The sequence below is a fragment of the Mesorhizobium sp. AD1-1 genome (assembly GCF_020164655.1).
In the GTDB taxonomy this organism is placed as follows: Bacteria; Pseudomonadota; Alphaproteobacteria; order Rhizobiales; family Rhizobiaceae; genus Mesorhizobium; species Mesorhizobium ciceri.
This window is the reverse complement of the sequence record NZ_JAIUGP010000005.1, coordinates 229,249-254,720: the sequence shown is the minus strand read 5'-3', so window position 1 is coordinate 254,720 and position 25,472 is coordinate 229,249. Positions and strand designations below refer to the sequence as shown.

At 64.1% G+C, this 25,472-nt stretch carries 26 protein-coding genes and 1 tRNA gene; 17 read left to right on the top strand and 10 right to left on the bottom strand.

What is annotated here, in order from left to right; translation table 11 throughout:
* Positions 1 to 6: 6 nt before the first annotated feature.
* Positions 7 to 882 (top strand): class I SAM-dependent methyltransferase, encoded by an 876-nt coding sequence (locus LB519_RS12830; protein WP_224620182.1) that lies wholly within the window; start codon positions 7 to 9, stop codon positions 880 to 882.
* A 28-nt stretch (positions 883 to 910) separates the two neighbouring features.
* Here LB519_RS12830 and LB519_RS12825 read toward each other — a convergent pair whose 3' ends face one another.
* From LB519_RS12825 to argJ, 5 genes are all read right to left on the bottom strand, one after another.
* Entirely contained in the window at positions 911 to 1,096 is a 186-nt protein-coding gene (locus LB519_RS12825; protein WP_013529446.1) for a Flp family type IVb pilin, read from the bottom strand.
* Between the two features lie 109 nt (positions 1,097 to 1,205).
* A complete protein-coding gene (locus LB519_RS12820) occupies positions 1,206 to 1,520 on the bottom strand; it encodes a hypothetical protein (RefSeq protein WP_013529445.1) in 315 nt (104 codons plus the stop codon).
* A 129-nt stretch (positions 1,521 to 1,649) separates the two neighbouring features.
* Positions 1,650 to 2,072 (bottom strand): (deoxy)nucleoside triphosphate pyrophosphohydrolase, encoded by a 423-nt coding sequence (locus tag LB519_RS12815; protein WP_024503790.1) that lies wholly within the window; start codon positions 2,070 to 2,072, stop codon positions 1,650 to 1,652.
* A complete protein-coding gene (locus tag LB519_RS12810) occupies positions 2,065 to 2,817 on the bottom strand; it encodes a GNAT family N-acetyltransferase (protein WP_013529443.1) in 753 nt (250 codons plus the stop codon). The genes LB519_RS12815 and LB519_RS12810 overlap by 8 nt, the downstream gene beginning before the upstream one ends.
* A gap of 29 nt (positions 2,818 to 2,846) precedes the next feature.
* Positions 2,847 to 4,088: a bifunctional glutamate N-acetyltransferase/amino-acid acetyltransferase ArgJ gene (gene argJ / locus LB519_RS12805; RefSeq protein WP_063169075.1), complete on the bottom strand. Its 1,242-nt coding sequence runs from the start codon at positions 4,086 to 4,088 to the stop codon at positions 2,847 to 2,849.
* Positions 4,089 to 4,549: 461 nt separating this feature from the next.
* On the opposite strand from argJ, the gene LB519_RS12800 reads away from it, so the two are divergent.
* Entirely contained in the window at positions 4,550 to 5,149 is a 600-nt protein-coding gene (locus tag LB519_RS12800; RefSeq protein ID WP_224620181.1) for a TetR/AcrR family transcriptional regulator, read from the top strand.
* Between the two features lie 70 nt (positions 5,150 to 5,219).
* On the opposite strand, the gene LB519_RS12795 is transcribed toward LB519_RS12800, so the two are convergent.
* Complete coding sequence (locus LB519_RS12795) at positions 5,220 to 6,137, bottom strand: peptidylprolyl isomerase (protein ID WP_027163508.1); 918 nt, start codon at positions 6,135 to 6,137, stop codon at positions 5,220 to 5,222.
* Positions 6,138 to 6,383: 246 nt separating this feature from the next.
* On the opposite strand from LB519_RS12795, the gene secA reads away from it, so the two are divergent.
* The 4 genes from secA to LB519_RS12775 all read left to right on the top strand — a co-directional run bounded on the left by secA (position 6,384) and on the right by LB519_RS12775 (position 13,754).
* Positions 6,384 to 9,116, top strand: coding sequence for a preprotein translocase subunit SecA (gene secA / locus LB519_RS12790; protein ID WP_013529439.1), 2,733 nt, complete (start codon positions 6,384 to 6,386; stop codon positions 9,114 to 9,116).
* 441 nt (positions 9,117 to 9,557) lie between these two features.
* Positions 9,558 to 10,958, top strand: a complete 1,401-nt coding sequence (locus tag LB519_RS12785; RefSeq protein WP_224620180.1) for a lipopolysaccharide biosynthesis protein — start codon at positions 9,558 to 9,560, stop codon at positions 10,956 to 10,958.
* Positions 10,958 to 12,238 carry a GNAT family N-acetyltransferase gene (locus LB519_RS12780; RefSeq protein ID WP_013529437.1) on the top strand — a complete coding sequence of 427 codons (1,281 nt, stop codon included), beginning with the start codon at positions 10,958 to 10,960 and terminating at the stop codon, positions 12,236 to 12,238. The genes LB519_RS12785 and LB519_RS12780 overlap by 1 nt, the downstream gene beginning before the upstream one ends.
* Positions 12,239 to 12,470: 232 nt before the next feature.
* Complete coding sequence (locus tag LB519_RS12775; RefSeq protein WP_224620179.1) at positions 12,471 to 13,754, top strand: hypothetical protein; 1,284 nt, start codon at positions 12,471 to 12,473, stop codon at positions 13,752 to 13,754.
* Between the two features lie 97 nt (positions 13,755 to 13,851).
* Here LB519_RS12775 and LB519_RS12770 read toward each other — a convergent pair.
* Positions 13,852 to 13,936, bottom strand: a tRNA-Leu gene (locus LB519_RS12770).
* Positions 13,937 to 14,210: 274 nt separating this feature from the next.
* Between LB519_RS12770 and LB519_RS12765 the strand changes: the two genes are divergently transcribed.
* Positions 14,211 to 14,798 carry a YqaA family protein gene (locus LB519_RS12765; RefSeq protein WP_013529435.1) on the top strand — a complete coding sequence of 196 codons (588 nt, stop codon included), beginning with the start codon at positions 14,211 to 14,213 and terminating at the stop codon, positions 14,796 to 14,798.
* A gap of 34 nt (positions 14,799 to 14,832) precedes the next feature.
* On the top strand, positions 14,833 to 15,351 hold the full coding sequence (locus LB519_RS12760) for a disulfide bond formation protein B (protein WP_224620178.1): 519 nt from the start codon (positions 14,833 to 14,835) through the stop codon (positions 15,349 to 15,351).
* 165 nt (positions 15,352 to 15,516) lie between these two features.
* Here LB519_RS12760 and LB519_RS12755 read toward each other — a convergent pair whose 3' ends face one another.
* Positions 15,517 to 16,074, bottom strand: a complete 558-nt coding sequence (locus tag LB519_RS12755) for an HNH endonuclease (RefSeq protein WP_006328497.1) — start codon at positions 16,072 to 16,074, stop codon at positions 15,517 to 15,519.
* Between the two features lie 128 nt (positions 16,075 to 16,202).
* Positions 16,203 to 16,844, bottom strand: coding sequence for a DNA-3-methyladenine glycosylase family protein (locus LB519_RS12750; RefSeq protein ID WP_013529433.1), 642 nt, complete (start codon positions 16,842 to 16,844; stop codon positions 16,203 to 16,205).
* A 74-nt stretch (positions 16,845 to 16,918) separates the two neighbouring features.
* Here LB519_RS12750 and gluQRS point away from each other — a divergent pair, with 74 nt between their 5' ends.
* Positions 16,919 to 17,794, top strand: a complete 876-nt coding sequence (gene gluQRS, locus LB519_RS12745; protein WP_224620177.1) for a tRNA glutamyl-Q(34) synthetase GluQRS — start codon at positions 16,919 to 16,921, stop codon at positions 17,792 to 17,794.
* Between the two features lie 145 nt (positions 17,795 to 17,939).
* Positions 17,940 to 18,836, top strand: coding sequence for a DMT family transporter (locus LB519_RS12740; RefSeq protein WP_063169083.1), 897 nt, complete (start codon positions 17,940 to 17,942; stop codon positions 18,834 to 18,836).
* A gap of 84 nt (positions 18,837 to 18,920) precedes the next feature.
* On the opposite strand, the gene LB519_RS12735 is transcribed toward LB519_RS12740, so the two are convergent.
* Positions 18,921 to 19,772, bottom strand: a complete 852-nt coding sequence (locus LB519_RS12735; protein ID WP_013529430.1) for a YihY/virulence factor BrkB family protein — start codon at positions 19,770 to 19,772, stop codon at positions 18,921 to 18,923.
* A 55-nt stretch (positions 19,773 to 19,827) separates the two neighbouring features.
* On the opposite strand from LB519_RS12735, the gene LB519_RS12730 reads away from it, so the two are divergent.
* The 7 genes from LB519_RS12730 to LB519_RS12700 all read left to right on the top strand — a co-directional run bounded on the left by LB519_RS12730 (position 19,828) and on the right by LB519_RS12700 (position 25,468).
* A complete protein-coding gene (locus tag LB519_RS12730; RefSeq protein ID WP_224620176.1) occupies positions 19,828 to 20,694 on the top strand; it encodes an SDR family oxidoreductase in 867 nt (288 codons plus the stop codon).
* Between the two features lie 24 nt (positions 20,695 to 20,718).
* On the top strand, positions 20,719 to 20,910 hold the full coding sequence (locus LB519_RS12725) for a twin transmembrane helix small protein (RefSeq protein ID WP_013529428.1): 192 nt from the start codon (positions 20,719 to 20,721) through the stop codon (positions 20,908 to 20,910).
* 25 nt (positions 20,911 to 20,935) lie between these two features.
* Positions 20,936 to 21,517, top strand: a complete 582-nt coding sequence (locus LB519_RS12720) for a cob(I)yrinic acid a,c-diamide adenosyltransferase (protein WP_013529427.1) — start codon at positions 20,936 to 20,938, stop codon at positions 21,515 to 21,517.
* A gap of 28 nt (positions 21,518 to 21,545) precedes the next feature.
* Complete coding sequence (locus LB519_RS12715) at positions 21,546 to 22,346, top strand: rhomboid family intramembrane serine protease (RefSeq protein WP_224620175.1); 801 nt, start codon at positions 21,546 to 21,548, stop codon at positions 22,344 to 22,346.
* A gap of 198 nt (positions 22,347 to 22,544) precedes the next feature.
* A complete protein-coding gene (locus LB519_RS12710; protein WP_224620174.1) occupies positions 22,545 to 23,294 on the top strand; it encodes an electron transfer flavoprotein subunit beta/FixA family protein in 750 nt (249 codons plus the stop codon).
* Between the two features lie 158 nt (positions 23,295 to 23,452).
* Positions 23,453 to 24,382 (top strand): electron transfer flavoprotein subunit alpha/FixB family protein, encoded by a 930-nt coding sequence (locus tag LB519_RS12705; protein WP_224620173.1) that lies wholly within the window; start codon positions 23,453 to 23,455, stop codon positions 24,380 to 24,382.
* A gap of 207 nt (positions 24,383 to 24,589) precedes the next feature.
* A complete protein-coding gene (locus tag LB519_RS12700; protein WP_013529423.1) occupies positions 24,590 to 25,468 on the top strand; it encodes a 3-hydroxybutyryl-CoA dehydrogenase in 879 nt (292 codons plus the stop codon).
* Positions 25,469 to 25,472: the final 4 nt, after the last annotated feature.

The following is a 25,472-nucleotide window of genomic DNA, read 5'->3' as shown; positions in this document are numbered from 1 at the left end:
TGCCCGTTGCAGCCAATAATGGATACCTCTCTGTGGCTGACGCACAAGCGGCGCGCGCTTGCCCGTCCGGTCGACGGCGCGGACTTCCTCATGCGCCGCACGGCCGAGGACCTTGCCGACCGGCTGGGCGCCGTCGAGCGCCGGTTCGGCAAGGCGGCCGTGCTGTTTTGCCAGACGCCGGCGGCGACCGAAACGCTCGCCGAAAGCGGCAAGGTCGCCGACATTGTCCGCGTCGAGACGGATACGGCTTTCCTGAGCGGTGGCGATGCCGGCCTGATCGCACCGCTCGAAACCGTGCCGTTCGAGCCGGAAAGCCTCGATCTGGCGGTGTCGCTCTTGTCGCTGCAGGCCATGAACGACATCCCAGGCATGCTGATCCAGATCCGCCGCGCGCTGCGGCCGGATGGGCTTTTCCTCGGCGCCTTTGCCAGCGCCGGCACGCTTTTCGAATTGCGCGAAAGCCTGCTTGCGGCCGAGACCGAGCTTTACGGGGGCGCCAGCCCGCGTGTCGCGCCGTTCACCGATGTGCGCGATGCCGGTGCGCTGCTGCAGCGCGCCGGTCTCGCTCTGCCGGTCGCCGACGTCGAGACGGTGACGGTGCGCTATGCCAGCCTGTTCAACCTGATCGCGGATCTGCGGGCCATGGGCGAGACCAATGCGCTCACCGATCGCAGCCGGCGGCCGGGCTCGCGCAAGCTGTTTGCCCGTGCGGCGGAAATCTACGCCGAGCGGTTTTCCGACCCCGACGGCCGCGTCAGGGCAAGTTTCTCGATTGTCTGGATGTCCGGCTGGGCGCCCGACGCTTCACAGCAAAAGCCGCTGAAGCCAGGGTCGGCCAAGGTCTCGCTGAAAACAATCCTGGAGGCGCCCGACGGGCAATGATCCTGCCCCAGGGTGCGGAAAAGCCGCATCAGGGAGTGGGTGCGAAAGCGTTCGCAAGCTTGCTGTTGTTGTCGCTGAACAGCCAGATGATCCCGTCGCGGACCTCACCGATGCCGCCGACGATGGCAAGCGACAGCACGGCGATGATCACGCCATATTCGACGGCCGTGGCGCCGGTCTCGTCGTTCAGAAAACCCAGCAGCACTGCTTTCATGGCCTCAACCCCTCTGTCCGGGACCTTACAGCCGACCTGTTAAGAAAGGTTAACGGCAAAGGCTTAACAGGCGGTGAAACCGCCGCCTTTGCGAAATTTCTTAACCATGTCAGCAGTCGCCGCTGCTCCGGCCATTGGACCTGATGATGCAGACCGAGCTCGGCTGCGGCTGCAGCACGCTGCGGCGCAGCGTGTAGGTTTCGCGATGGCCGATCGAGCCTGTGGCCGCCATGTCGAGCCCGCCGAAACCGTCACGGGCCGACAGCGAGCGTGTCTGGCTGTCGAGGAAAGGGGTTGCGATCAGCGCCAGCGCCACCGCGGCCGAACCGAACAGAAGCGTTATGCGCAATATGCCCATGCCCGCATCGGCGGCGCGAAAGCCGCGCTCGGGCCTGATCGAGTCCCAATCCCTGTCTAGGCTCATGCTATCGCTCCCCGGCAAATCGACGGCTCGGCCGCGAACGGCCATGCTTCAATTTTTCACGACGAGATAAATCTTCCATTAATGCTGGCTGATACAACGCCTCGGCCAGGAACCGGCCGGACGGGAGCCTCAGAGAAGATCGATGAGGAACGGGATCAGCGGCTCATCGGCCGGCGGCATCGGGTAATCGCGCATCTGCTTCGGCCTTACCCATTTCAGCGCCTGCCCTTCCCTGGGCTGCGCGATACCGCGAAAGCGGCGACAGATGAACAGCGGCATCAGCAGGTGGAAATCGTCGTAGGAATGGCTGGCGAAAGTGAGCGGCGCCAGGCACGGGATGTCGGTTTCGATGCCGATTTCCTCATGCAGTTCGCGAATGATGCATTGTTCGGGCGTCTCGCCCGGCTCGACCTTGCCGCCGGGAAATTCCCACAGCCCGGCAAGTTGCTTGCCCTGAGGCCGCTGCGCCAAAAGCACCCGGCCGTCGGCATCGACCAGCGCGCAGGCGGCGACCAGCAGCAGGCGCTTGCCGGCAATCACGACATCATTCATGACCCGGCGGCCGGCGGTAGTGGTAGCGATAGACTTCCTCGAAGCCGAGCGAATGGTAGAGCGCCAGTGCCGGCACATTGTTGGCCTCGACTTGCAGCCAGGCTTCCCGTGCGCCCCGCAGCCGTGCCCATTTCAGTGCGGACAGGATCAGGTTGCGGCCGTGGCCCCTGTTGCGTGCCGACTTGTCGGTGGCGACTTCGAACAGGCCGGCGAGATCGCCGTCATGCACGCAGATCAGCGTCGCCAGCGCTTCTGACCCATCTTCGAGCGCGAACAGCCCGGCTTCGGGCTGGATGGCGCCGATGATCTCCGACAGGCCGGGGCGCAGCGAAACATCCGAACCGCTGACCTTGAGCGACGCGCCGATGAAGCGGCTGATGTCTTTCAGCGGGATCTGGTCCATGGCAGCGTCGAGTTGCGCATCGGCCAGCGGCAGCCGCATGACCAGCGACTCGTCGAACCGGCTCCATCCCTCACGGTCGAGATGACTGGCAAGATCGGGACCCGACAACGGCGACATGCGGAATGTCAGCGGCCTGCCATAGGCATCGAAACGGCGGCTGGCCCGGCCGATACGGTCGGCAATGTGCTGGATGTCGCCGGGATCGAGCGGATTGACCGAGTTCAGCCGCTTGGCCGGATGGCCGGCGGTCAGCCGCACCACCCAGGTGCCGTCATAGTGGACGGCGGCCGCCGGCCAGGCGCGAAAGCCGGCCGCCTCGTAACGGCGTACGATCGCCAGCATGCTTGCCGGATGCCTGGAGCTCAAAACCGTCAGCTCCGGTAATCGCCATTGATGGCGACATATTCCTTGGTGAGGTCGCAGGTCCACACCGTCGCCTTGCCGCGGCCGATGCCGATATCGGCGCGGATGCGGATATCGTCGCGCTTCATGTAGGCCGACGTCGCGGCCTCGGAATAGCCGGGGTCGCGCTCGCCTTCATGCGCCAGCCTGTTGTCGCCGAACCAGATCGACAGCCGGTCGCGATCGGCGGGTTCGCCGGCCTTGCCGACGGCCATGACGACGCGGCCCCAATTGGCGTCCTCGCCGGCGACTGCCGTCTTGACCAGCGGCGAATTGGCGATCGACAGCGCGATGCGCTTGGCCGAGCGCGCCGATTTGGCGCCGGTGACGGTGACTTCGACCTGCTTGCGGGCGCCTTCGCCGTCGCGCACCACCTGCAGCGCCAGCGATTTCAGCACCTTGCCGAGCGCCCGGCGGAACGTGCCGAGACGGGCATCCTTGGGATCGGTTATCTCCGGCGCGCCGCGCCTGGCGGCCTTGCCGGTGGCGAAGATCAGCAGCGTGTCGCTGGTCGAGGTGTCGCTGTCGACGGTGACCGCGTTGAAAGTCTTGGCCGTGCCGCGCGACAACAGATCCTGCAGGACAGGGGCGGCGATCGGCGCGTCGGTGGCGATGAAGGAGAGCATCGTCGCCATGTCGGGCGCGATCATGCCGGCGCCCTTGGAAATGCCGTTGATGGTGACATCGGTGTCGCCGAGCTTGACGGTCGCGGTCGCCACTTTCGGATAGGTATCCGTGGTCATGATCGCCTTTGCCGCTTCGGTCCACAGCTCGGGCTTGCCCTTGCTGACCAGCCCCGCGAGCAGATGGCTGAATTTGCTGGTGTCGAGCGGCTCGCCGATGACGCCGGTCGAGGCCATGAAAACCTCCGCTGCCGTGCAGCCGGCCGCCTTCGCCGCCGCCTCGCCGGTCAGTGCGGTCGACTCGCGGCCCTTCTTGCCGGTGAAGGCGTTGGCATTGCCCGAATTGACGACCAGCACCCGCGCCTTGCCCGCGCCGAGATTCTGCCGGCAGAAATCGACCGGCGCCGAGGGGCATTTCGATTTCGTGAACACGCCGGCGACCGCAGTGCCTTCATCGAAGACCATGGTCAAAAGATCGGTGCGGCCCTTGTACTTTATCCCTGCCTCGGCGGTGGCGATGCGCACCCCCTCGATTTCTGGCATTTTCGGGTATTTCTTCGGCGCAAGCGGCGAAATCGTCGTGGACATGGAGGCCTCGGGCGGGAAAATCGCAAGGGAAGGCCGGTTTGCCCGATAGACCGCGCCGGCGCAAGGGCGTTTTCGTCGCTCTTGTCCGGGAGCTCGAACTCGCCCCTCGGAGCAGGGCTCCGAGACATCGCAAGCCATGCAGTAGACATCGTCCGACGGCCGGTCCGGCGGTGTCAGCCAGTTTGCGCCGGCCGCGTTCATGTTAGTAGGAATTTATTCTTGACAGGGTGAGAGCAGCTATGCTACATTTTCGTCCATGGTGCTGATTTGCGCCAGTGACCCGCCGTCCCGGCGGGTTTTGCTTTTGGGGCCTCGCCAACCAACACGCCGGTAGAGGTTCCAGAAAAACGACCAACCCCTGCCCCGACCTTGCCAGCCTTCAGAAGCTTCAAAACGCGCCGTTTCGTTTGAGCGTCGGGTCACCTATATTGCCGGCGAAGTGTTTGGCGAGGATGACAGAGATGGCCGAGGACGCCGATCCGGCGCGCAGATCGATCGGTGCACGGCGCAATCCCGACAGCGCCGAGGCCATTCTCCAAGCCGCCGAGACCGTACTGGTCGAAGCCGGTTATGCCGGTTTCTCGATCGAGGCGGTGGCGCGGCGGGCCCGCGCCGGCAAACCCACGATCTATCGCTGGTGGCCGAGCAAGGCGGCGTTGCTGCTTGAGGTCTACCAGCGCCAGAAGCGCGTCGATGTTCCCGATACCGGGGTGTTGGAGGAGGATCTCGTCGGCTTCCTGAAGAACCTGTTCGCCCACTGGCGCGAGACATCGTCGGGAAGCGTGTTCCGGTCGCTGATCGCCGAGGCACAGTCGGACGCGACCGCGGCCGCGGCCCTTGCCGACTACTCACTGGGCCGACGGTCCCATACCGCCCAGATCATCGAACGCGCCAAGGCAAGGGGCGAAATCCCGGCCGAAATCGATTCAGCTGTCGTCGCCGACCTGATCGCCTCCTTCGCCTGGAGACATCTGCTGACCAACCGGCTCGACGAGGACGAAGCGACCATCGGCAAGGCCGTCAACTACGTGATGCGAGGCATAGCGGCGCCTGCCTCGTAAAGACGGCAATGAATGAAAAGGGCGCGGCAACCCCTGGCTGCCGCGCCCCTTTTTCAAAAAGCTGCCAGTCTTACTTGGCGCTTTCCAGCGTATCGACCGCCTTCTTCAGGTTGGCGTCGGGGATCTCGACCTTGGCGCCGGCGCGCAGCGACTTGACCAGCGCGAAATACTTGTCGCGGATGACCGCCTGCTTGGCCTGGTCCTTGACGTCGTCGAAGGCCGGCGGCTGCTTGGTGCGCTTGTCCTCGAGCTTGATGACATGCCAGCCGAACTGCGTTTGCACCGGCTGCTCGGTGTATTTGCCGACCTCGAGCGCGGAGGCCGCCTTGTCGAACTCCGGCACCATCTGGCCAGGTCCGAACCAGCCGAGGTCGCCGCCGCTGGTCTTGCCTGACGGATCGCTGGTGTGCTCGTTGGCGAGCTTCTGGAAGTCGGCGCCGCCGTCGAGCTGCTTGATGATCGCCTCGGCCTCTTCCTTCGTCTTCACGAGGATGTGACGGGCATGCAGCTCGTTGGTGGGCGGCGTGTTGGCGATTTCCTGGTCGTAACGGGCGCGGACCTCGGCGTCGGTGACCTTGTCGACGACACCCTTCTCGACCATCTCGCCATGCAGCGCGCGCTGCTGCAGGAAAGCCATGCGGCGCTGGAAGTCGGGATCCTTGTCGAGCCCTGTGGTGACCGCCTGGGCGGCCATGACGCGGATCTCGATGGCAGCCGAAAGGGCGGCGGCACGGCGCTGCTCGGGCGGCAATTGTGCGAACTGCTGCGACAATTCCCCTTCGGCAAGCACCAGATCTGCTTCGGTCAGGGGCTGACCGTTGACCGTGGCGATAACCTTATTGGGATCGACCGGTGCCGCGGCTGGCGCTGCTGCATCCGCCGGAGCGGGAGCGGTTTGCTGCGCCGTCACAGGCGAGAGCGAAAGGGCCGACAGGCCGACGGCCAAGCCAAGGCTGGCGAGCGACGCGCGGCGAAACAACAGGGACATAGGGGGACTCCGGTGGGGATTGTTAAGAGGGGTGCTTCCAGATCGGCCAGATTGTGGCGGAATTTGGCGCAGCCAGCAGGGCCAGCGCGGCGTTGACATCAGTTGAGCCCCCTCTTATCTGTCCAACGACTTTGCGTCCAGAACCGTTTTCCGGGCGCTTTTTGTGTTTGTCCACGTTCACGTGGAATTGATGGGGCCGCCCGGCGCTCATCTCAAGATTGAGAATTCTATCGAAAGGACCATTGGATGGTCAGTCTCGGCGGTCTCGCCCGTAAGGTTTTCGGTTCCTCCAACGACCGTCGGGTCAAATCGACCCGGCCCCGTGTCGAGGCGATCAACGCCATGGAAAACGAGATGCGGGCGCTTTCCGATGAGGAATTGGTCGGCCGCACCGCGAAATTCCGCCAGGACATCGCCAACGGCGCCACGCTCGACGATCTGTTGGTGCCGGCCTTCGCCACCGCCCGCGAGGCCGCGCGCCGCGTGCTCGGCATGCGCCCCTTCGATGTCCAGCTGATCGGCGGCATGGTGCTGCACAATGGCGGCATTGCCGAGATGCGCACTGGCGAGGGCAAGACCCTGGTCGCGACGCTGCCGGTCTACCTCAACGCGCTTGCCGGCAAGGGCGTCCACGTCGTCACCGTCAACGACTATCTGGCCACCCGCGACTCCGAATGGATGGGCCGCGTCTACAAATTCCTCGGCCTCTCGGTCGGCGTCATCGTCCACGGCCTGTCCGACGAGGAGCGCAGCGCCGCCTACGCCGCCGATGTCACCTACGCCACCAACAACGAGCTCGGCTTCGACTATCTGCGCGACAACATGAAATACGAGCGCGCCCAGATGGTGCAGCGCGGTCACAATTACGCGATCGTCGACGAAGTCGATTCCATCCTGGTCGACGAGGCACGCACGCCGTTGATCATTTCCGGTCCGCTCGAGGACCGTTCGGAAATGTACAACACCATCGACACCTTCATCATCCAGTTGCAGCCGCAGGATTATGAGATCGACGAGAAGCAGAAGACCTCGATCTTCACCGAGGAAGGCACCGAGAAACTCGAGAACCTTTTGCGCGACGCCGGCCTGCTCAAGGGCGAGTCGCTCTACGACGTCGAGAACGTCGCCATCGTCCACCACGTCAACAACGCGCTGAAGGCGCACCGGCTGTTCCAGAAGGACAAGGACTATATCGTCCGCAACGGCGAGATCGTCATCATCGACGAGTTCACCGGCCGCATGATGCCGGGCCGCCGCTATTCGGAAGGCCTGCACCAGGCGCTCGAAGCCAAGGAGCATGTGGCGATCCAGCCGGAGAACCAGACGCTCGCCTCCGTCACCTTCCAGAACTATTTCCGCCTCTACAAGAAGCTGTCCGGCATGACCGGCACGGCGCTGACCGAGGCAGAGGAATTCGGCAACATCTACGGCCTCGAAGTCACCGAGATCCCGACCAATCTGCCGGTGATCCGCATCGACGAGGACGACGAGGTCTACCGGACGGTCGAGGAGAAATACAAGGCGATCGTCAGGGAGATCCGCGAAGCCAGCGCCAAGGGCCAGCCGACGCTGGTCGGCACCACCTCCATCGAAAAGTCCGAGCAGCTGGCCGAGCGCCTGCGCAAGGAAGGTTTTACCGATTTCGAAGTGCTGAACGCCCGCCATCACGAGCGCGAGGCGGCGATCGTCGCCCAGGCCGGCAAGCCCGGCGCCATCACCATCGCCACCAACATGGCCGGCCGCGGCACCGACATCAAGCTCGGCGGCAATGCCGAGATGCGGATCGAGGAAGAGCTGGGCGACATGCCGGCCGGCCCCGAACGCGAGGCGCGGGAAAAGGAAATCATTGCCGACATTGAGCGGCTGAAGGAAAAGGCGCTGGCCGCCGGCGGCCTCTATGTGCTGGCCACCGAACGCCACGAATCGCGCCGCATCGACAACCAGCTTAGAGGTCGTTCAGGAAGACAAGGCGACCCCGGCCGCTCGAAATTCTTCCTGTCCCTGCAAGACGATCTGATGCGCATCTTCGGCTCCGAGCGCATGGACGGCATGCTGCAGAAGCTCGGCCTCAAGGAAGACGAGGCGATCATCCATCCGTGGATCAACAAGGCGCTGGAAAAGGCGCAGAAGAAGGTCGAGGCGCGCAACTTCGACATCCGCAAGAACCTGTTGAAATATGACGACGTCTCCAACGACCAGCGCAAGGTGGTGTTCGAGCAGCGCATCGAACTGATGGACGGCGAAGGCCTCTCCGAAACGATCGCCGAGATGCGCGAAGGCGTCATCGACGAGATCGTCGCCAAGGCCATTCCCGAAAATGCCTATGCCGAGCAGTGGAACGTTGCCGGGCTGAAGGCCGAGATCGCCGAGTTCCTGAACCTCGACCTGCCGGTCGAGGACTGGGCCAAGGAAGAGGGCATCGCCGAGGACGACATCCGCGAGCGCATCGCGCAGGCCGCCGAAGCCGCCGCCAAGGAGCGCGCCGAGCGTTTTGGCCCCGAGGTGATGAACTACGTCGAGCGCTCGGTGGTGCTGCAGACGCTCGACCATCTGTGGCGCGAGCACATCGTCAATCTCGACCATCTGCGCTCGGTCGTCGGCTTCCGCGGCTACGCCCAGCGCGATCCGCTGCAGGAGTACAAGGGCGAGGCGTTCGAGCTGTTCCAGGCGATGCTTGGCAATCTGCGCCAGGCCGTCACCGCGCAGCTGATGCGCGTCGAACTGGTCCGCCAGGCCGCCGAAGCGCCACCTCCGGAAGCCCCCGACATGTTCGGCACCCATATCGACGGCACCACCGGCGAAAACGACTTCGAAGGCGGCGAAACCGCCCTCCTGGTCCGCCCGGAGACAACCGCAATCGTCGCCCCCGAAGACCGCGACCCCAACAACCAGGCCACCTGGGGCAAAGTCGGCCGCAACGAAGCCTGCCCCTGCGGTTCGGGGAAGAAGTACAAGCACTGCCACGGGGCGTTCGCGTAAGGGGCGCTTTCCTTCCCCCCGTTCACAGGGAGAAGGTGCCGGCAGGCAGATGAGGGGCGGCGCGGATTTTCGCGATTAGCCAATCTCCCCACCTGAGGGGGAGATGGCCGGCAGGCCAGAGGGGGGGGCGCTGTCCCGCCGACTAAGCCGCCTCGAACTCGAACTTCAGCTGCGCGGCCTCTTCCTCTGGCAGCCAAGGCACCATCTGAGGCACGATCGATAAAGCCGGGTGCTATCCTGATCGGCAACGTCTCCGTGCTGCGCGCCTCGGCGATGATGAAACAGCGGCGCAACCTCAAACGCCTGCGCCGCCCCTCATCCGCCTGCCGGCACGTTCTCCTCGTATAGGGACGGGCGAAGGAACTTCTCACCCAACCGTTTCTTAATGTGTCTCCGCTACACCAACGCCTGAAAAGAAGCGGAAAACGGAGAGAAATCGGGGTGCGCTTTTCCGCGGCCACGACAGCCGGGCGGTTCTTGCCGCAGCGTTGGGCGCTGCGCATGGGGCCGTTGCTTGGCCGCATCGATGCCGTGCTGTTCACCGCCGACGAGCGCGGCGAGGCCAGCCGCATGTCGGTTATCGCCTTCTCGGTCCGCATCGTCAGCGCCGTCATTGCCTTCGTCAGCCAGGTGCTGATGGCACGCTGGATGGGCTCGTTCGAATATGGCATCTTCGTCCTCGTCTGGGTGACGATGGTCATCGTCGGCAATCTCGCCTGCCTGGGCTTCCACACCTCCGTCATCCGCTACATTCCCGAATACCGCGAGCGCGGCTTGATGGACGAGTTGCGCGGCATCGTGCTGGCCAGCCGTCTGTTCGTGCTGATCGCATCGACGCTGATCGCCGGGCTCGGCGCGCTCGGCGTCTGGCTGGCGGCACCCTGGATCGAGAGCTACTATGTGATCCCGTTCATCCTCGGCATCATCTGCCTGCCGATGATCGCCATGTCCGACCTTCTGTCGGGCCTGGCACGCGCCAACAGCTGGGCGCTGTTTGCCCTGTCGCCGACCTATCTGGTGCGGCCGGTGCTGATCCTGCTGTTCATGGCGCTGATGCTGTTTGCGGGCTACGCACCCGACGCCAGGACCGCAATCTTTGCTTCGATCGCCGCCACCTACGCCACAACGCTCGGCCAGCTTATCGGTGTCACCCAGCGCATGGAACGGCAGATCCCGGCCGGGCCGATGAAGGTCCATTTTGCGCAATGGTTCGTCGTCTCGCTGCCGATCTTCCTGGTCGAGAGCTTCTTCTTCCTGCTGACCAATGCCGACGTGCTGATGGTCGGCGCCTATATGGACCCCAATGACGTCGCCGTCTATTTCGCCACGGTGAAGACCCTGGCGCTGGTGCATTTCGTCTACTTCGCCGTCAAGGCCGGCGTTGCCCAGCGCTACGCCCAGTTCACCCATGGCGACCCGCAAAGGCTCGCCGCCTTTGCCCGCGAGACGGTGTCGTGGACGTTCTGGCCTTCGCTGTTGATGGCGCTGCTGGTGCTGGCGCTCGGCGAGCCGATGCTGGTGCTGTTCGGCCCGGAATTCAGCAGCGGCTATCCCTTGCTGTTCCTGCTCGTCTTCGGCGTCGCGGCGCGCGCCGCCGTCGGCCCCTGCGAAAGCCTGCTGACGATGAGCGGCAACCAGAACATCTGCGCCGCCGTCTATGCCATGACGCTGGCCTTCAACATCGCCCTCAACGTGATGCTGATCCCGATGTTCGGCCTGTGGGGCGCGGCCATGGCCACCGCCTTTGCCATGATCTTCGAAGCCGGCGCGCTGTCCTTCACGGTGTGGCGCAAGCTCGGCATCGTCATGCTTATCTTCGTGCCTGCGAAAGGAGCCGCGTGATGGCTGCCATCCCGTTGCTTGAGGAAACCAGCGGCGGCACCGCCGGCGCCATGGTGTCGGGCCTTGCCGGGCTGACCCGTGACGCCGACCCCGCCCATATCGAGATTCTCGCCAACAACCGGCCCGAGCGCAAGCTCGCCATCTACCCGGCATCCGCCGGCTTCGACCTTGTCGAGGAACTGGATTATCTCTGCGCCCGCACGGTCGAGCCCAACGTGTTCTTCAACCCGCGTTTCCTTGCGCCCGCCATGCCGCGGCTGGAGGATCGCGAGGTGCGGCTGGCGGTCATCCGCGACGGCGACGAATACCGCAACCGGCTGCGCCTTCTGGTGCCGTTCTCGGTGGAACGGCCGGTGGTACCGCTCGGCGTGCCGGTGATGCGCACATGGTCGAGCCCGTTCGGTCCGCTCGGCACGCCGCTGGTCGACCGCGACGACCCGGTGGGCGTCGTCGAGGATTTCTTCTCGATGCTGTCGCGCCCGCATCTCAAGCTGCCGAAAGTGTTCGTCCTGCCCGATGTCCGGCTCGATGGCCCGGTGGCGAGCCTGTTTGCCACCGTGGCCGAGACGCGCGGCCTGATGCTGGTCACCACCGGCCAGACCCTGCGCCCGGCGCTGGAGAGCGAGCGCGACGGCGATGACTATCTGAAGGCCTCGCTGCGTTCGCACCATTATCGCGAGTTCCGGCGGCTGAAGCGGCGCCTTGGCGACCTCGGCAGGCTGGAGCATGTCGTGGCGCGCGGCCCCGAAGACATCCGCCACGCCATCGAGAACTTCCTGACGCTGGAGGCGGCCGGCTGGAAGGGCCGCGAACGCACCGCCATGGCGATCGACCGTTTCCGCGCCGCCTTCGCCCGCGAGGCCGTGCACCGGCTGGCCGAGCAGGACATGTGCCGCATCCATTCGCTGACGCTCGACGGCCGCACCATCGCCTGCCTGATCGTCTTCGTCGAAGCCGGCATCGCCTACACCTGGAAGACCGCCTATGACGAGACGCTGGCCAGCTATTCGCCGGGCACCTTGCTGATGATCGAGGTGACCAGGCAGCATCTCGACGATCCCAACATCATGATGACCGATTCCTGCGCCGTGCCCGACCATCCGGTGATGAGCCGGCTATGGGCCGAGCGCAAGCCGATGGGCACGCTGGTGATCGGCCTGACGCCGGACGCCGACCGCCTCACCCGCCAGGCCGCCTCGCAACTGCACCTCTACCGCGAAACCCGCAACATGGCCCGCCTGCTGCGCAACCGCATGAAGAGCTTGTTGGGGCGGCGCTGAGAAAAGGCAAGGGTGCGGTTCTGGAAGGATGGCACATTTTCGCTGCAATATTTGACACAGAGGTGGCCGGGACTTTACTTCGATTGCCCAAGAGGCAAGCGCTAAGATCGACTTCCGCTTCAAAAAAACGAGATTTTTTGCAGCAATTTTCCGGTGAAACCCGGCAAGATCTACTCGCATTCTTGTCCTTGATGCACGATAGTCTAGTGATTCGGTCCGCGATGAGAGAAAAATGTCGCTGAATCATGAGGCCAACGGCGCCCGGCACATCAGTGCGAACGACAGCGCCGTTGTCCGAAGGGCCGACGAAGACTTCGAAGAACTGATTCGAAGCATCCGAGCCGCCACGCATCAAGCTTTGCCTCTCTTCGAAGAGGAGCCCGTGACCGGATTGGCCCAGTCAGACACGCTGGCCGCCTCCCTCGGCTCGACTTCGGCCCGGACGGGCTCGAGTCAGGCCCACGCCATGCGCGGCTCCTCGCTCTTGTCCAACGATGACGACTTGGCGTGGTCGTTGGTTGAGGACTATGTGGCCAGGCTCGATGCGCAAACGCACGATGCCGACGCTCACGATACGGACAAATGGGACTTGCAGGAAGAGGTGGCGAAGCTGCAACGCTTGCAGGATCGCACCTCGAAAGAGCTTGGGCGAAAATCGCGCGAGCTATCGATCGCAAGCAAGACCATCGCCGACCTGGAGGTCCAACTCAACAGGGCACGGCAGACCATTGCGCAGGCGGATAGGCATGCCGGCCAGCGCGCAACACGGTTCCTCGAAGCGAATGTCGAGGTCGAGCGCCTGGGACGGAACCTGGCGCGCGTGTCGGGGCAACTTCGCGACGAGACCATGGCCAGGCAAGCCGCCGAGCAGGCGCGTGAGGACGTCGCATCGCGGCTCGCCAGCTTGCAACAGGCCGCCATGCTGCTTCGGTCCAAGGTCGCGGACTACCAGCTCCACAACGAACGACTGACCGGCAAACTATCTGCGCAGATGCTTGTACAGCAGGACCTGCAGGCGCGGCTGTCCACGGTCGAGCATCAGCGCGGCGTTCTCGGCGATTGCGCCGCCGCCGCGCAGGAACGGGCCGTGGAACTTGAAAAGAGCTTGCGCTCGCTCCAGCGCAACGCCCCCGATCAAAGCGTGGTCCGCGCAACGCCGAGCGCCGGGCAGCGCGCCGAGGACGTGGCCGAGCATCGGCGCCAAACCTCGGAAACCGAGATTGCGAAATTACGCCAGGAGCGCGACGCGGCGCGCCGGGACTGTGGCGCGGTGAAGGTTCAACTCGCCGATCTCCGCTTGCGCGGCATGACCGACGAACTCGCGCATGCCCGTTGCCGCAACGAGAACCGCCAGCTTCACCAAAGGCTGGAAACGCTGACACGCCAGGATCCGCCCAGCGGACCGGCAGCCGATGACAGCGCCGACCTAGAACGGACATTCGACGAATTGCTGGCAGCTGGCGAGATCGGCCCGGCCAATGACGGCGACCCCAGCGTGGCGCGCAAAGCGTGTTGATCGCCTGCTGAGACGTATCGGGAGCCAAAGCGACCGTGACGCCCTTCGTCTATTGAACTTCGAGTGGCCCGCCACCCGAAGCTCGGAGAGCGAAGGGTGGTGCCCCTAGCCGGGATCGAACCAGCACTCCTTGCGGAACTCGATTTTGAGTCGAGCGCGTCTACCAATTCCGCCATAGGGGCTCAGGCCGGGCGGCCTGGATGGCGCGGGACTATACGGTTGGAGGCCTGTTCGTCAACTGGCCAATTCCTCGTCGCCCCGGATGCGACCAAACTGCGCCTTTCGATTTCGTGACGGGGCTGCCATTGTGCAGCGCGGAAAATCTTTCTAGACAGGCGGCGCATCAAAGCGCGGCACGTCTGCGGGGACGGATGGCGTGCGCTGGGTCTTTGTTCTGTGCATGCCGTTACACCCCAACATGCCTGCGCAATTGAACGACACGCATTAGGAGTGCCGATGCTTCGCGGACTTTACGACTGGACCCTGTCGCTGGCGGCCCGCAAATCCGCCGAATGGTGGCTGGCCTTCATCGCCTTCGTCGAAAGCTCGGTGTTCCTGGTGCCGGCCGACGTGCTCTATCTGCCGATGGCGCTGTCGCGGCCGGATCGCGCCTACCGCTATGCGCTGATCGCCACCGTCGCCTCGGTGCTGGGCGGCATCGCCGGCTGGTTCATCGGCCACTATGCCTATGACGCGGTCGCCAGGCCGATCCTCGAATTCTACGGCAAGTACGACGAGTTCGAGCAACTGCGCGCGGGCGCCGGCGTCGGCTTCATCGTCCTGATGCTGATCACATCGGGTGCCGCCCACCTGCCGCCGATCAAGGTGGTGACGATCCTGTCCGGTGTCATCGGCGTCAATTTGCTGCTGTTCATCGTGCTGGCGATCGTGGCCCGCGGCGCCCGCTTCCTGCTGCTCGCCTGGCTGCTGCGCCGCTATGGCGAACCGATCCGCGAATTCATCGAAAAGCGCCTCGGCCTGATCGCCGGCGCCGGGGCGGTTGCCCTGATTTTGCTCTATATCCTGGTCAAATACGCGTTCTGAACAGAACCATTGCAAGCCGGACGGACCGATTGAAATGACAGCGACCATGAATGCCGACACCGGACGCCAGCGCACGCTGACCGCCTTGTTCCTCGCCGCCGCCATGGCCGCCACTGTCGGCTCGGCGCTCGGCTTCCAGTATCTCGGCGGCTACATCCCCTGCCACCTCTGCCTCGAACAGCGCACGCCCTACTATATCGGCGTCCCGCTGATGGTGCTGGCGGTGATTGCATCGATGCTGCACGCACCCAGCTGGCTGACGCGCGGCCTGCTGGCCGTCGGCGGCATCCTGATGCTCTACGGCCTCTATCTCGGCGTCTACCACTCCGGCGTCGAATGGCAGTGGTGGGCCGGCCCGACCGATTGTACCGCAGGCGCCGGACCGGTCGACACCGGCGGCAAGGGCGTGCTCGACGCGCTCGACAAATTCGTGCCGCCATCCTGCGACAAGGCCGCCTTGCGCATCCTCGGCCTGTCGCTGGCCGGCTGGAACGCCATCGCCAGCCTGATCCTCGCCGCCGTCGCCTTCCGAGCCGCTTTCGCCCGCGACTAAGCCAATTCGATTGAACGGCGCGACGCAGAGTTCGAGCAAAAATTCGCCAGGCTGAGTCGGATGGCGCGGCTTTCGAGAACCGGAGCGGAGCGTACTGAAGTACGTGAGCACCGGAAGCGCAGAAAGCTGCGTCAGGCGGCCAGCATGGCGGATTTGTGCCGAACTCTATGGTTCGAGTTCGACATCCCAGTAGAGATAATCCATCCAGCTCTCATGCAGATGGTTGGGCGGGAACAGGCGGCCATTGTTGTGCAGATCGTGCACCGTCGGCTGGAAAGGCTTCTGCAGCGGCCACATCTTGGCATGCGCCGGCATCATGCCGCCCTTCCTCAAATTGCACGGCGAACAGGCGGCAACGACATTCTCCCACGTCGTCGCGCCGCCGCGATGGCGGGGGATGACGTGATCGAAGGTCAGGTCCTCCGGCGTGCCGCAATATTGGCACTGGAAGCGATCGCGCAGGAAGACGTTGAAGCGGGTGAAGGCCGGGTGCCTGGAGGGCTTCACATAGGCCTTAAGACTGACAACGCTCGGCAGCTTCATCGAGAAGGTCGGCGAGGAGACGGCGTGCTCGTATTCGGCGACGATGTTCACCCGGTCGAGGAACACCGCCTTGATAGCGTCCTGCCACGACCAGAGCGACAAGGGGTAATAGCTGAGCGGACGGTAATCCGCATTCAGCACCAGTGCTGGAAGCCCATCCGGAGATACGGCAACCGTCACGTGTTCACCTCCTTGGTTCTAGACCCGAACGGCACGGATACTGTAAGCCCGACATGACAGGGATGTGAAGCGGATTGTCGCGTCGCTGAAGCGCCAAAAATGCATGATTTTTATGATTTTTCGCGGATTCAGGCCGGCGGCGCGGCGTCCCGCCCTCTGGTTTCACGATAATAGGACCAGAAAAGCCGCGATGCGACACCTCGCCACGGGCTCCATGATTCGGCCAATGCGATCAGCGTTTTCTCCGGCGGACGCGGCTCGATGCCGAGCGCGTGGCCGACCGCGCTCTGCAGCGCGACATCACGCGCGGGGAAAATGTCGGGGTGCCCGGCGGCGAATAAAAGGTACACTTCCGCCGTCCACGGGCCGATGCCGGACACCGCCGTCATCGTCGTGATCGCCTCCTCGGCATCGAGCGAACAGAGGTGATGCAGGTCGAGGCCGTCGACCACGGCCTGGGCAATTGCGATCAGGCCACGCTGCTTCGGCCGCGACAGGCCGGCCTCGCGAAACATGTCCTCGCCGGCGGCCAGGATGGCCTGCGGCGTCAGCGGATCGACGAGCTTGGTCAGCCGGCCGAAGATCGCATCGGCGCTGGCGCGGGACACTTGCTGCGAGACGACGATCGACGCCAGGCTTCGAAACCCCGGTTCGGACAGCCGCAGCGGCACCTCGCCGGCCATGCCGCGCACCTTTTCCAGGCGCGGGTCGATCACGCAAAGCGCATCGAGCCCCCGGGCAATGTCGTCCGATGTCGCGATACGCTGCATGCTTTCTTGTTCCTGAACCGGCAGCACGGTAGCAATTGGCAAAACCGCCGCACAACCCGATTGCCGCCGCAGAGATGACACTCCTGACATTCCGCTTCGCGCCCAGCCCCAATGGCGACCTGCATCTCGGCCACGCCTATTCGGCGCTGCTCAACCGGAAGCTGGCGGCACGGGGGGACGGCCGCCTGCTGCTGCGCATCGAGGATATCGACACGACGCGCTGCACGCCGCAATTCGAGGCCGGCGTGCTTGCCGACCTGGAATGGCTGGGGCTTGGCTGGGAAGAGCCGGTGCGCCGCCAATCCGAGCATTTCGCCGAATACCAGGCGGTGCTCGAGCGGCTGGTCCGGGAGGAACTCGTCTATCCCGCCTTCATGAGCCGTGGCGAGATCCGCGCCTTCATCGCCGACAGTGAAAAGCGTGGGCGCGACTGGCCGCGCGATCCCGATGGCGTGCCGCTCTACCCCGCCGCTGACAAGGCGCTGCCAGTCAAGGAACGCCAGCGGCGGATCGCCGGGAATGCGCCCTTCGCCTGGCGGCTGGATGTCGATGCCGCCTTGGCGCGTGTCGGCAAGGACCTGTCTTGGACCGAATTCGCCGACGAGACGCTTTCCGCGACACGCTCGATCGAAGCCCGTCCGCAGGACTGGGGCGACGTGATCGTGGCGCGCCGCGATATCCCGACCAGCTACCACCTCGCCGTCGTCATGGACGATGCCCTGCAAGGTGTCAGCCACGTCGTGCGCGGACAAGATCTGTTTTCCGCCACCGGCGTGCAGCGCCTGCTGCAGCAACTCCTGGGACTGCCGCAACCCGCCTATTTCCATCATCGCCTCATCCTCGGGCCCGACGGGCGAAAACTGTCGAAGAGCCTGGGCGATACCGGCCTTGCCGCCTTGCGCCATGCCGGCGCATCGCCTGACGACATCAGGCGAATGGTCGGGCTTTGAGCCCGGTGAGACCAAGAAGCCACCCCAGATGGGCCGGCGTTGAATTCCGGTGATCTATGGATCAACCGTTTCGCTTTGCGCGCCGGGGTGAACGGGATTAGAGCATCGCCACGGCAATTCTCTCCAGTGCGGCGGACTCCGGAACATGCACAGCATCAAGCGGTTCATTCCCGCCACCTTCGTCGTTCTGTGGGCGACCGGCTTCATTGGCGCGCGCTACGCCATGCCATGGGCGGAGCCGTTCACCTTCCTCGCCGCGCGGTTCGTCATCGCCGCCATCCTGCTGGCCGTCCTGATGCTTGTATTGGGTTCGAAAAAAGCCACCCGCGAGGAGGCGCTGCATGCCACCGGCGCGGGCATCCTGATGCATGGCGTCTATCTCGGCGCTGTGTTCTGGGCCATCCACAGGGGCATGCCGGCCGGCTTTTCGGCCCTCATCGTCGGCCTGCAGCCGCTGATCACGGCGGTGCTGGCCGGCAAATTCCTCGGCGAGGCGATCCTGCCGCGTCACTGGCTTGGCCTTGGCATCGGCCTCATCGGTATCGTCATCGTGCTGTGGCCGAAGCTCGGCGCGCTCGGCGGCGGCGTGACCGCGGCGACATTGACCGCCTCGCTGGTTTCGGTGCTCGGCATGAGCGCCGGCACCATCTGGCAGAAGCGCTTTGCCTCCGGCGGCGACCTCGTCGCGGCGACCATGTGGCAATATGTCGGCGGTGGCTCGCTGATGCTCGTCGCCTCCCTCGCCTTCGAAACCCACACGGTCGTCATCAATGGCGAACTCATCTTCGCCATGGCCTGGCTGGTGCTGGTGCTGTCGCTCGGCGCCATCTTCCTGCTGATGGTGATGATCCGCGACGGCGAGATGTCGAAGGTGGCCTCGCTGTTCTACCTGGTGCCGGCGGTGACGGCGATCATCGCCTGGGCCCTGTTCGACGAGCAGCTCAACGCACTTCAGATTGCCGGCATGGCGATCACGACATTCGGCGTCGGCCTGGCAACGGCGCGGCAGGCCAAGGGAAGAACTGTGGAATTGAGGAATTGAGGAATTGAGGAATTGAGGAAGAAGCAGACAGCGCCGGATATGGCCCGCTTTTTCTCCAATTCTTCAATTCCTCAATTCGACCTGTCATCCCACCCGCGCACGCGCCTCCAGGTAGCGGCTGATCGCGGCATTGAGCTCGCCGCCGAGGATGAAGATCGCAGACACCATGTAGAGGAAGACCACGGCGATCATGATCGAGGCCAGGCCGGCATAGGTCGTCACATAGGACGAGAAGTGGTCGAGATAGGTGGCGAAGATGGTCGAACCGATAAGCCATGCCGCCAGCGTGAAGACGATGCCCGGCACCAGCGACACGAAGCGGCGCTTGCCCGCCGGCAGCCAGAAATGGACGGCAAACAATCCGCCGACAATGACCGCCGAAGCGATGACGTAACGCCATAGCGTAATGGTGCCCATATAGGGCTTGATCCAGTCGATATGGGCTTCCGCGAGCCGCGCCAGCAGCGGCGCGAACACCAGGAGCACGCTGATCGCCAGGAAACCGGCCGTGGCGATGAGAACGAAGATGATGCTCTGCACCCGGCGGTAGATGATGCCGCGCGTTTCCGAGACGCGGTAGGCGCGGTTGAGCGACGTGCGCAGCGCCTCGATGCCGTTCGAGGCAAAATAGGCCGCAAGCACCACACCATAGGTCAAAAGGTCGGTGCGCCTGACGGTCAGCACATTGAGCACTTCGCGCGCGATCGGCTTGGCGATCTGTTCGGGCCAGGTGTCGAAGACCAGATGCACGGCCGTGTCGGAGAACGCCTGCGCGCCGAGGAAGCTCGCCAGCGTCGTCGCGAAGATCAGGAACGGGAACAGCGCCATCAGCGAGGTGATCGCCAGATGGCTGGCCATCGCCCAGCCGTCATCGGTGTTGAAATGGCCAAGTGCGTCGTAGAGGACCCGCTTGAGGGCTACGATCTTCCGCAACAAGAACCGCGCCCTCCAATTGTCTCCACGCCGGGAATATGGGAAGGGATTGCGGCAAATGGCAACCCTTGGCGAAACCACGAACAGTCCGGCGCAGAAGTTGCGCTCGATTATCATCACCGGTGCGTCTTCGGGAATAGGCGCGTACTGCGCCCGCGCGTTGAAGGCGGAGGGCTGGCGGGTGTTCGCAACGGCGCGCAAGCCGCAGGACATCGCCGCGCTCGAAGCCGATGGCATCGAGGCCTTCTATCTCGATTATTGCGAGCCGGACTCCATCGCCGCGCTGGTGACGGCGGTGCTCGACCGCACCGGCGGCCGGCTCGACGCCCTGTTCAACAACGGCGCGTATGCGCAGCCGGGCGCCGTCGAGGATCTGCCCGTTGCCGCGCTCAAGCAGCAGTTCGAGGCGAATTTCTTCGGCTGGCATGATTTGACCCGCCGGCTGGTGCCGGTGATGCGCCGCCAGGGTCAGGGCCGCATCGTCCACTGTTCGTCGATCCTTGGCCTCGTGCCGGTGCGCTTTCGCGGCGCCTATTCGGCGTCGAAGCACGCACTGGAGGCCTTGATGCTCTGCCAGCGCCAGGAACTGGCGGCCAGCGGCGTCCACGTTTCGCTGATCGAGCCGGGGCCGGTGAAGTCGAAGATCGCCAGCAATGGCCTCATTTGGTTTCTCAGCAACATCGACCACGAGAATTCCGTGCACCGCGTGGACTATGCGGCGCAACTCGAGCGACTGCGGGCCGGCGGCAGCCAATCGGCCTTGAAGCCAGGGCCGGAAGTGGTTCATGCGGCGCTGCGCCATGCACTTCTGTCGCGGCGCCCACGCCCGCACTATGTGGTAACAGTGCCCGCCAGGATCGGCGCGGTGCTCAGACGCATCCTGCCGGCATCGATGCTTTACCGCCTGATGGCCAAACGCGCCTGAACGCCAACCAACTGGAACGAAGCAATGGCAACCGTCTTCAACATTCTCGCCATTCTGGTCATGGTCGCCGTTGCGGTCGTGCTTGTTCGCGGCCTCATCAACATGATGCGCGGCGGCTCCGGCGTCACCTCGAACAAGCTGATGCAGGCGCGAGTCATGCTGCAGGCCGTGGCGCTGGTGCTGATCCTGCTGGCGGTGTATTTCACCCGCAAGTGAGGATGCCGGCGGCCGGGGAGGCGAAATGGTCAAGCTCAACAAGATCTACACCCGCACCGGCGATGATGGCACCACGGGTCTCGGCACCGGCGAGAGGCGGCTGAAATCCGATCTGCGGGTAGAGGCCTACGGCACGGTCGACGAGGCCAATGCCTGCATCGGCATCGCAAGGGTCCACACGGCCGCGGCCCATCCCGCGATCGACGCCATGCTGTCCCGCATCCAGAACGATCTGTTCGATCTCGGCGCCGATCTCGCCGTACCCGACGACGGCAAGCCGCTCGGCTATGAGCCGCTTCGCATCGTCGCCGTGCAGACCGACCGGGTCGAAAAGGACATCGACCTTCTCAACAAGGAGCTTCAGCCGCTCAAATCCTTCGTGCTCAATGGCGGCACAGCGGCGGCGGCGGCACTTCACCTTGCCCGCACCGTGGCAAGGCGAGCCGAAAGGCTGATGGTCGCACTGGCCCAGGACCCGAACGAGCACGTCAACCGCGACGGTCTGAAATACATCAACCGCGTCTCGGATTTCCTGTTTGTCGCCGCCCGGGCGGTCAATGACAACGGAAACGCCGACGTGCTATGGGTTCCCGGCAAGAACCGCTGATTGTCGAAAGCGGAAGAGGGCCTGGGGCATGTTCATCCCGCTTTACGACACCAACAGGCTGCGCCACATCCGCCTGCAATATGTGACCATCGGGCTGATCGTGGCCAACACCCTGGTCTACCTCGTCACCGCGCTCGGCGGCGAGAGTTTCTCCAATGCCGCCGTGCTTGGTCTCGGCTTCATCCCGTCGGTCGTCCATGACACCGCCGAGCTCGATCCCCGTTTTATCGTCATCCCCGAAAGCCTGAGCTACCTCACCTATTCCTTCCTGCATGCCGACATCTTCCACCTCGGCGGCAACATGCTGTTCCTGTGGGTGTTCGGCGACAATGTCGAGGACGCGCTCGGTCACATCCGCTACCTCATCTTCTACCTGTTGTGCGCGATCGCCGGCGCCGCCTTCCAGGGCCTCGTCGCCTGGGACTCGCAGGTGCCGCTGATCGGTGCCTCGGGCGCCATCGCCGGCGTGGTCGTCGCCTATCTGATCCTTTATCCCAGGGTGAAGGTCTGGGTGTTGGCCTTCGCCCGCATCCCGCTGCGTATTCCGGCCTTCATCCCGCTCATCCTGTGGGTCCTCTTCCAGGTGGTGATGTTTGCCGCCGGCGGCGAGGATCAGATCTCCTGGGCCTGCCATATCGGCGGCATCATCGCCGGCGCCGTTCTGGTGCTTGTCTTGCGTAGCCGCGGCGTGCCGCTGTTTGCCGGCGCCGACGAAGACGTCGCGCCCGCCGCGCCCGACCAGCCGCCGGTTGCCACGGAACCGCTGATCCCCGATCAACCCGCCGCGACACCGCGCTGGGGACGCGGAAACGCTTCCAGTTCGGACTGAACCGATTTGAGCCACTTGCAGCGTATTGACGTGCAGGGTTGCCGCAACTACGGAAACGTCTCCGCCGCAACCTAAGGCGGGCAAAGACCAGAATTTCCATCCGGCCAGAATTTCCACCTGGAATGTCGGCTTTCGACAACTCAGAACGGGCGCAGGCTGTTATAGCGCGCCCAATTAGCGTGAAGAGGTGACAGGCAAATGAAGATCCTTGTGCCCGTGAAGCGGGTTGTGGATGCGAACGTCAAGGTTCGCGTGAAGGCTGATGGTTCGGCGGTGGAGCTCGCCAACGTCAAGATGGCGATGAACCCGTTCGACGAGATCGCGGTTGAAGAGGCGATCCGGCTGAAGGAAGCTGGCAAGGCGGAAGAAATCATCGTCGTCTCGATCGGCCCGCAGCAGGCGCAGGAAACCCTGCGCACGGCGCTCGCTATGGGCGCCGACCGCGCCATCCTGGTCAAGACCGACGAACAGACCGAGCCGCTCGGCGTCGCCAAGGTGCTGAAGGGCGTCGTCGACGCCGAGCAGCCCGGCCTCGTCATCCTCGGCAAGCAGGCGATCGACGACGATTCCAACCAGACCGGCCAGATGCTGGCGGCACTGTTGGGCTGGGCGCAGGGCACCTTCGCCTCCAAGATCGTGCTCGACGGCGACAAGGCCAAGGTGACGCGCGAAGTCGACGGCGGCCTGCAGACCGTGGAACTGAAGATGCCGGCGATCGTCACCGCCGACCTTCGCCTCAACCAACCGCGCTATGCCTCGCTGCCCAACATCATGAAGGCCAAGAAGAAGCAGCTCGACGAGAAGAGCCCGGCCGACTACGGCGCCGACGTCCAGCCGCGCCTGAAAGTGCTCAAGACCGAGGAACCGAGCGGCCGCAAAGCGGGCGTCAAGGTCAAGAGTGTCGCCGAGCTGATCGACAAGCTGAAGAACGAAGCCGGCGTGCTGTAAGGAAATCCGATGAGGCCGGCCTGCAAACGGCTGGCTTCTCCGCTTCCGGTGCTCACGTACAGAAGTACGCTCCGCTCCGGTTCTCGAAACCAACCGTTTTCGACTCGGCCTGACCGGATTTCAGGGAGCCGCGAAGACGAAAGTCAGGAATATCATCAATGGCTATTCTTCTGATTGCAGAACACGACAACGCAAGCCTTTCCGACCAGACCGCCAAGGCGCTGTCGGCGGCCCTGCAGATCGGCTCGGACGTGGATGTGCTGGTCGCCGGCAAGGGCGCCAAGGGAGCTGCCGATGCCGCCGCCAAATTGAAGGGCGTCACCAAGGTGCTGCTGGCCGAAGCCGACGAACTGGCCGAGCGCCTCGCAGAGCCGACTGCGGCACTCGTTGTCTCGCTGGCCGGCGCCTACGACACCATCATCGCCCCGGCGACCTCGTCGGGCAAGAATGTCGCGCCGCGCGTCGCAGCGCTGCTCGATGTCGCGCAGGTGTCCGAGATCATCGAAGTCGTATCGCCCGACACCTTCAAGCGTCCGATCTATGCCGGCAACGCCATCCAGACGGTGCAGTCGAGCGACGCCAAGAAGGTGATCACCGTGCGCACCGCCTCCTTCCAGGCAGCCCCCGAGGGCGGCTCGGCAGCCGTCGAGACCGTCAAGGCCGCGGCCAATCCGGGCCTCTCCACCTTCATCGAGAACAAGCTTTCCGAGACCGACCGTCCGGAGCTGACCTCGGCCAAGATCATCATCTCGGGCGGCCGCGCGCTGGGCTCCTCGGAGAAATTCCAGGAGGTCATCCTGCCGGTTGCCGACAAGCTCGGCGCCGCGGTCGGCGCTTCCCGCGCCGCCGTCGATGCCGGCTATGCGCCGAACGACTGGCAGGTCGGCCAGACCGGCAAGGTGGTTGCCCCCGATCTCTACATCGCGGTCGGCATCTCCGGCGCCATCCAGCACCTTGCCGGCATGAAGGATTCCAAGGTCATCGTCGCCATCAACAAGGACGAGGAGGCGCCGATTTTCCAGGTTGCCGACTACGGCCTCGTCGGGGATCTGTTCGTCATCCTGCCGGAACTGCAAAAGGCGCTTTGACGCTTTCTGCCAAAGCGTATTAAATGGTGAGGGTGGGGTAGACGAAGTCGCCCCGCCCTTTTAGTTTGCACCGCACAAAAAGCAGGCCGCAAAGGCTGAAAGCAATCCAGCAAAGTGCGCAGCGGTTTTGCGTCCGGGATTGCGGTAAAATAAAAGGTGGAGCGCTTTCGCAGTTCAAGCGGAAGGGTTCAGGACGGGATCGGTGTAATGAGCAAGATCGAGACGATCGGCATCATCGGCGCGGGCCAGATGGGTGGCGGCATCGCCCATGTCTCCGCGCTTTCAGGCTACAAGGTATTGATCTACGATATCTCGCCCGACCGCATCGAGAAGGGCATCGCCACGATCAGCGGCAACATGGCCCGCCAGGTGGGGTCCGGCAAGCTCGACGAGAAGGTGCGCAACGATGCGATGGGCCGCATTTCGGCCGCGCCCGCGATGGCCGATCTTGCGGGTGCTGACCTGGTGATCGAGGCGGCGACCGAGGACGAGACGGTCAAGCGCAAGATCTACGCCCAGCTTTGTCCGCAGCTCAATCCCGAAGCCATCCTGGCGACCAACACCTCGTCGATCTCGATCACGCGGCTTGCCGCGCAGACAGACCGGCCCGAGCGGTTCATCGGCATACATTTCATGAACCCGGTGCCGTTGATGAAGCTGGTCGAACTGGTGCGCGGCATCGCCACCGAGGACCAGACCTTCGAGGCAGCCAAGACCTATGTGAAGCAGCTCGACAAGACGATCACGGTCTCGGAGGATTTTCCTGCCTTCATCGTCAACCGCATCCTGCTGCCGATGATCAACGAGGCGATCTACACGCTCTATGAGGGTGTCGGCTCGGTCGACGCCATCGACACCGCCATGCGGCTCGGCGCCAACCATCCGATGGGACCGCTGCAGCTGGCTGACTTCATCGGGCTCGATACCTGCCTGTCGATCATGCAGGTGCTGCATGACGGCCTGTCGGACTCCAAGTACCGCCCTTGCCCGCTACTGGTGAAATATGTCGAGGCCGGCTGGCTCGGCCGCAAGACCGGGCGCGGCTTCTACGACTATCGCGGCGAGCATCCCGTCCCGACGCGCTGAGCGG

Bases quoted from the DNA above. Each gene is read 5' to 3' on its own strand.
- LB519_RS12825 (WP_013529446.1), bottom strand. From the start codon at position 1,096: ATGAAAGCAGTGCTGCTGGGTTTTCTGAACGACGAGACCGGCGCCACG.
- LB519_RS12820 (WP_013529445.1), bottom strand. From the start codon at position 1,520: ATGAGCCTAGACAGGGATTGGGACTCGATCAGGCCCGAGCGCGGCTTT.
- LB519_RS12815 (WP_024503790.1), bottom strand. From the start codon at position 2,072: ATGAATGATGTCGTGATTGCCGGCAAGCGCCTGCTGCTGGTCGCCGCC.
- LB519_RS12810 (WP_013529443.1), bottom strand. From the start codon at position 2,817: ATGCTGGCGATCGTACGCCGTTACGAGGCGGCCGGCTTTCGCGCCTGG.
- argJ (WP_063169075.1), bottom strand. From the start codon at position 4,088: ATGTCCACGACGATTTCGCCGCTTGCGCCGAAGAAATACCCGAAAATG.
- LB519_RS12800 (WP_224620181.1), top strand. From the start codon at position 4,550: ATGGCCGAGGACGCCGATCCGGCGCGCAGATCGATCGGTGCACGGCGC.
- LB519_RS12795 (WP_027163508.1), bottom strand. From the start codon at position 6,137: ATGTCCCTGTTGTTTCGCCGCGCGTCGCTCGCCAGCCTTGGCTTGGCC.
- secA (WP_013529439.1), top strand. From the start codon at position 6,384: ATGGTCAGTCTCGGCGGTCTCGCCCGTAAGGTTTTCGGTTCCTCCAAC.
- LB519_RS12780 (WP_013529437.1), top strand. From the start codon at position 10,958: ATGGCTGCCATCCCGTTGCTTGAGGAAACCAGCGGCGGCACCGCCGGC.
- LB519_RS12775 (WP_224620179.1), top strand. From the start codon at position 12,471: ATGTCGCTGAATCATGAGGCCAACGGCGCCCGGCACATCAGTGCGAAC.
- LB519_RS12765 (WP_013529435.1), top strand. From the start codon at position 14,211: ATGCTTCGCGGACTTTACGACTGGACCCTGTCGCTGGCGGCCCGCAAA.
- LB519_RS12760 (WP_224620178.1), top strand. From the start codon at position 14,833: ATGACAGCGACCATGAATGCCGACACCGGACGCCAGCGCACGCTGACC.
- LB519_RS12750 (WP_013529433.1), bottom strand. From the start codon at position 16,844: ATGCAGCGTATCGCGACATCGGACGACATTGCCCGGGGGCTCGATGCG.
- gluQRS (WP_224620177.1), top strand. From the start codon at position 16,919: ATGACACTCCTGACATTCCGCTTCGCGCCCAGCCCCAATGGCGACCTG.
- LB519_RS12740 (WP_063169083.1), top strand. From the start codon at position 17,940: ATGCACAGCATCAAGCGGTTCATTCCCGCCACCTTCGTCGTTCTGTGG.
- LB519_RS12730 (WP_224620176.1), top strand. From the start codon at position 19,828: ATGGCAACCCTTGGCGAAACCACGAACAGTCCGGCGCAGAAGTTGCGC.
- LB519_RS12725 (WP_013529428.1), top strand. From the start codon at position 20,719: ATGGCAACCGTCTTCAACATTCTCGCCATTCTGGTCATGGTCGCCGTT.
- LB519_RS12720 (WP_013529427.1), top strand. From the start codon at position 20,936: ATGGTCAAGCTCAACAAGATCTACACCCGCACCGGCGATGATGGCACC.
- LB519_RS12715 (WP_224620175.1), top strand. From the start codon at position 21,546: ATGTTCATCCCGCTTTACGACACCAACAGGCTGCGCCACATCCGCCTG.
- LB519_RS12710 (WP_224620174.1), top strand. From the start codon at position 22,545: ATGAAGATCCTTGTGCCCGTGAAGCGGGTTGTGGATGCGAACGTCAAG.
- LB519_RS12705 (WP_224620173.1), top strand. From the start codon at position 23,453: ATGGCTATTCTTCTGATTGCAGAACACGACAACGCAAGCCTTTCCGAC.
- LB519_RS12700 (WP_013529423.1), top strand. From the start codon at position 24,590: ATGAGCAAGATCGAGACGATCGGCATCATCGGCGCGGGCCAGATGGGT.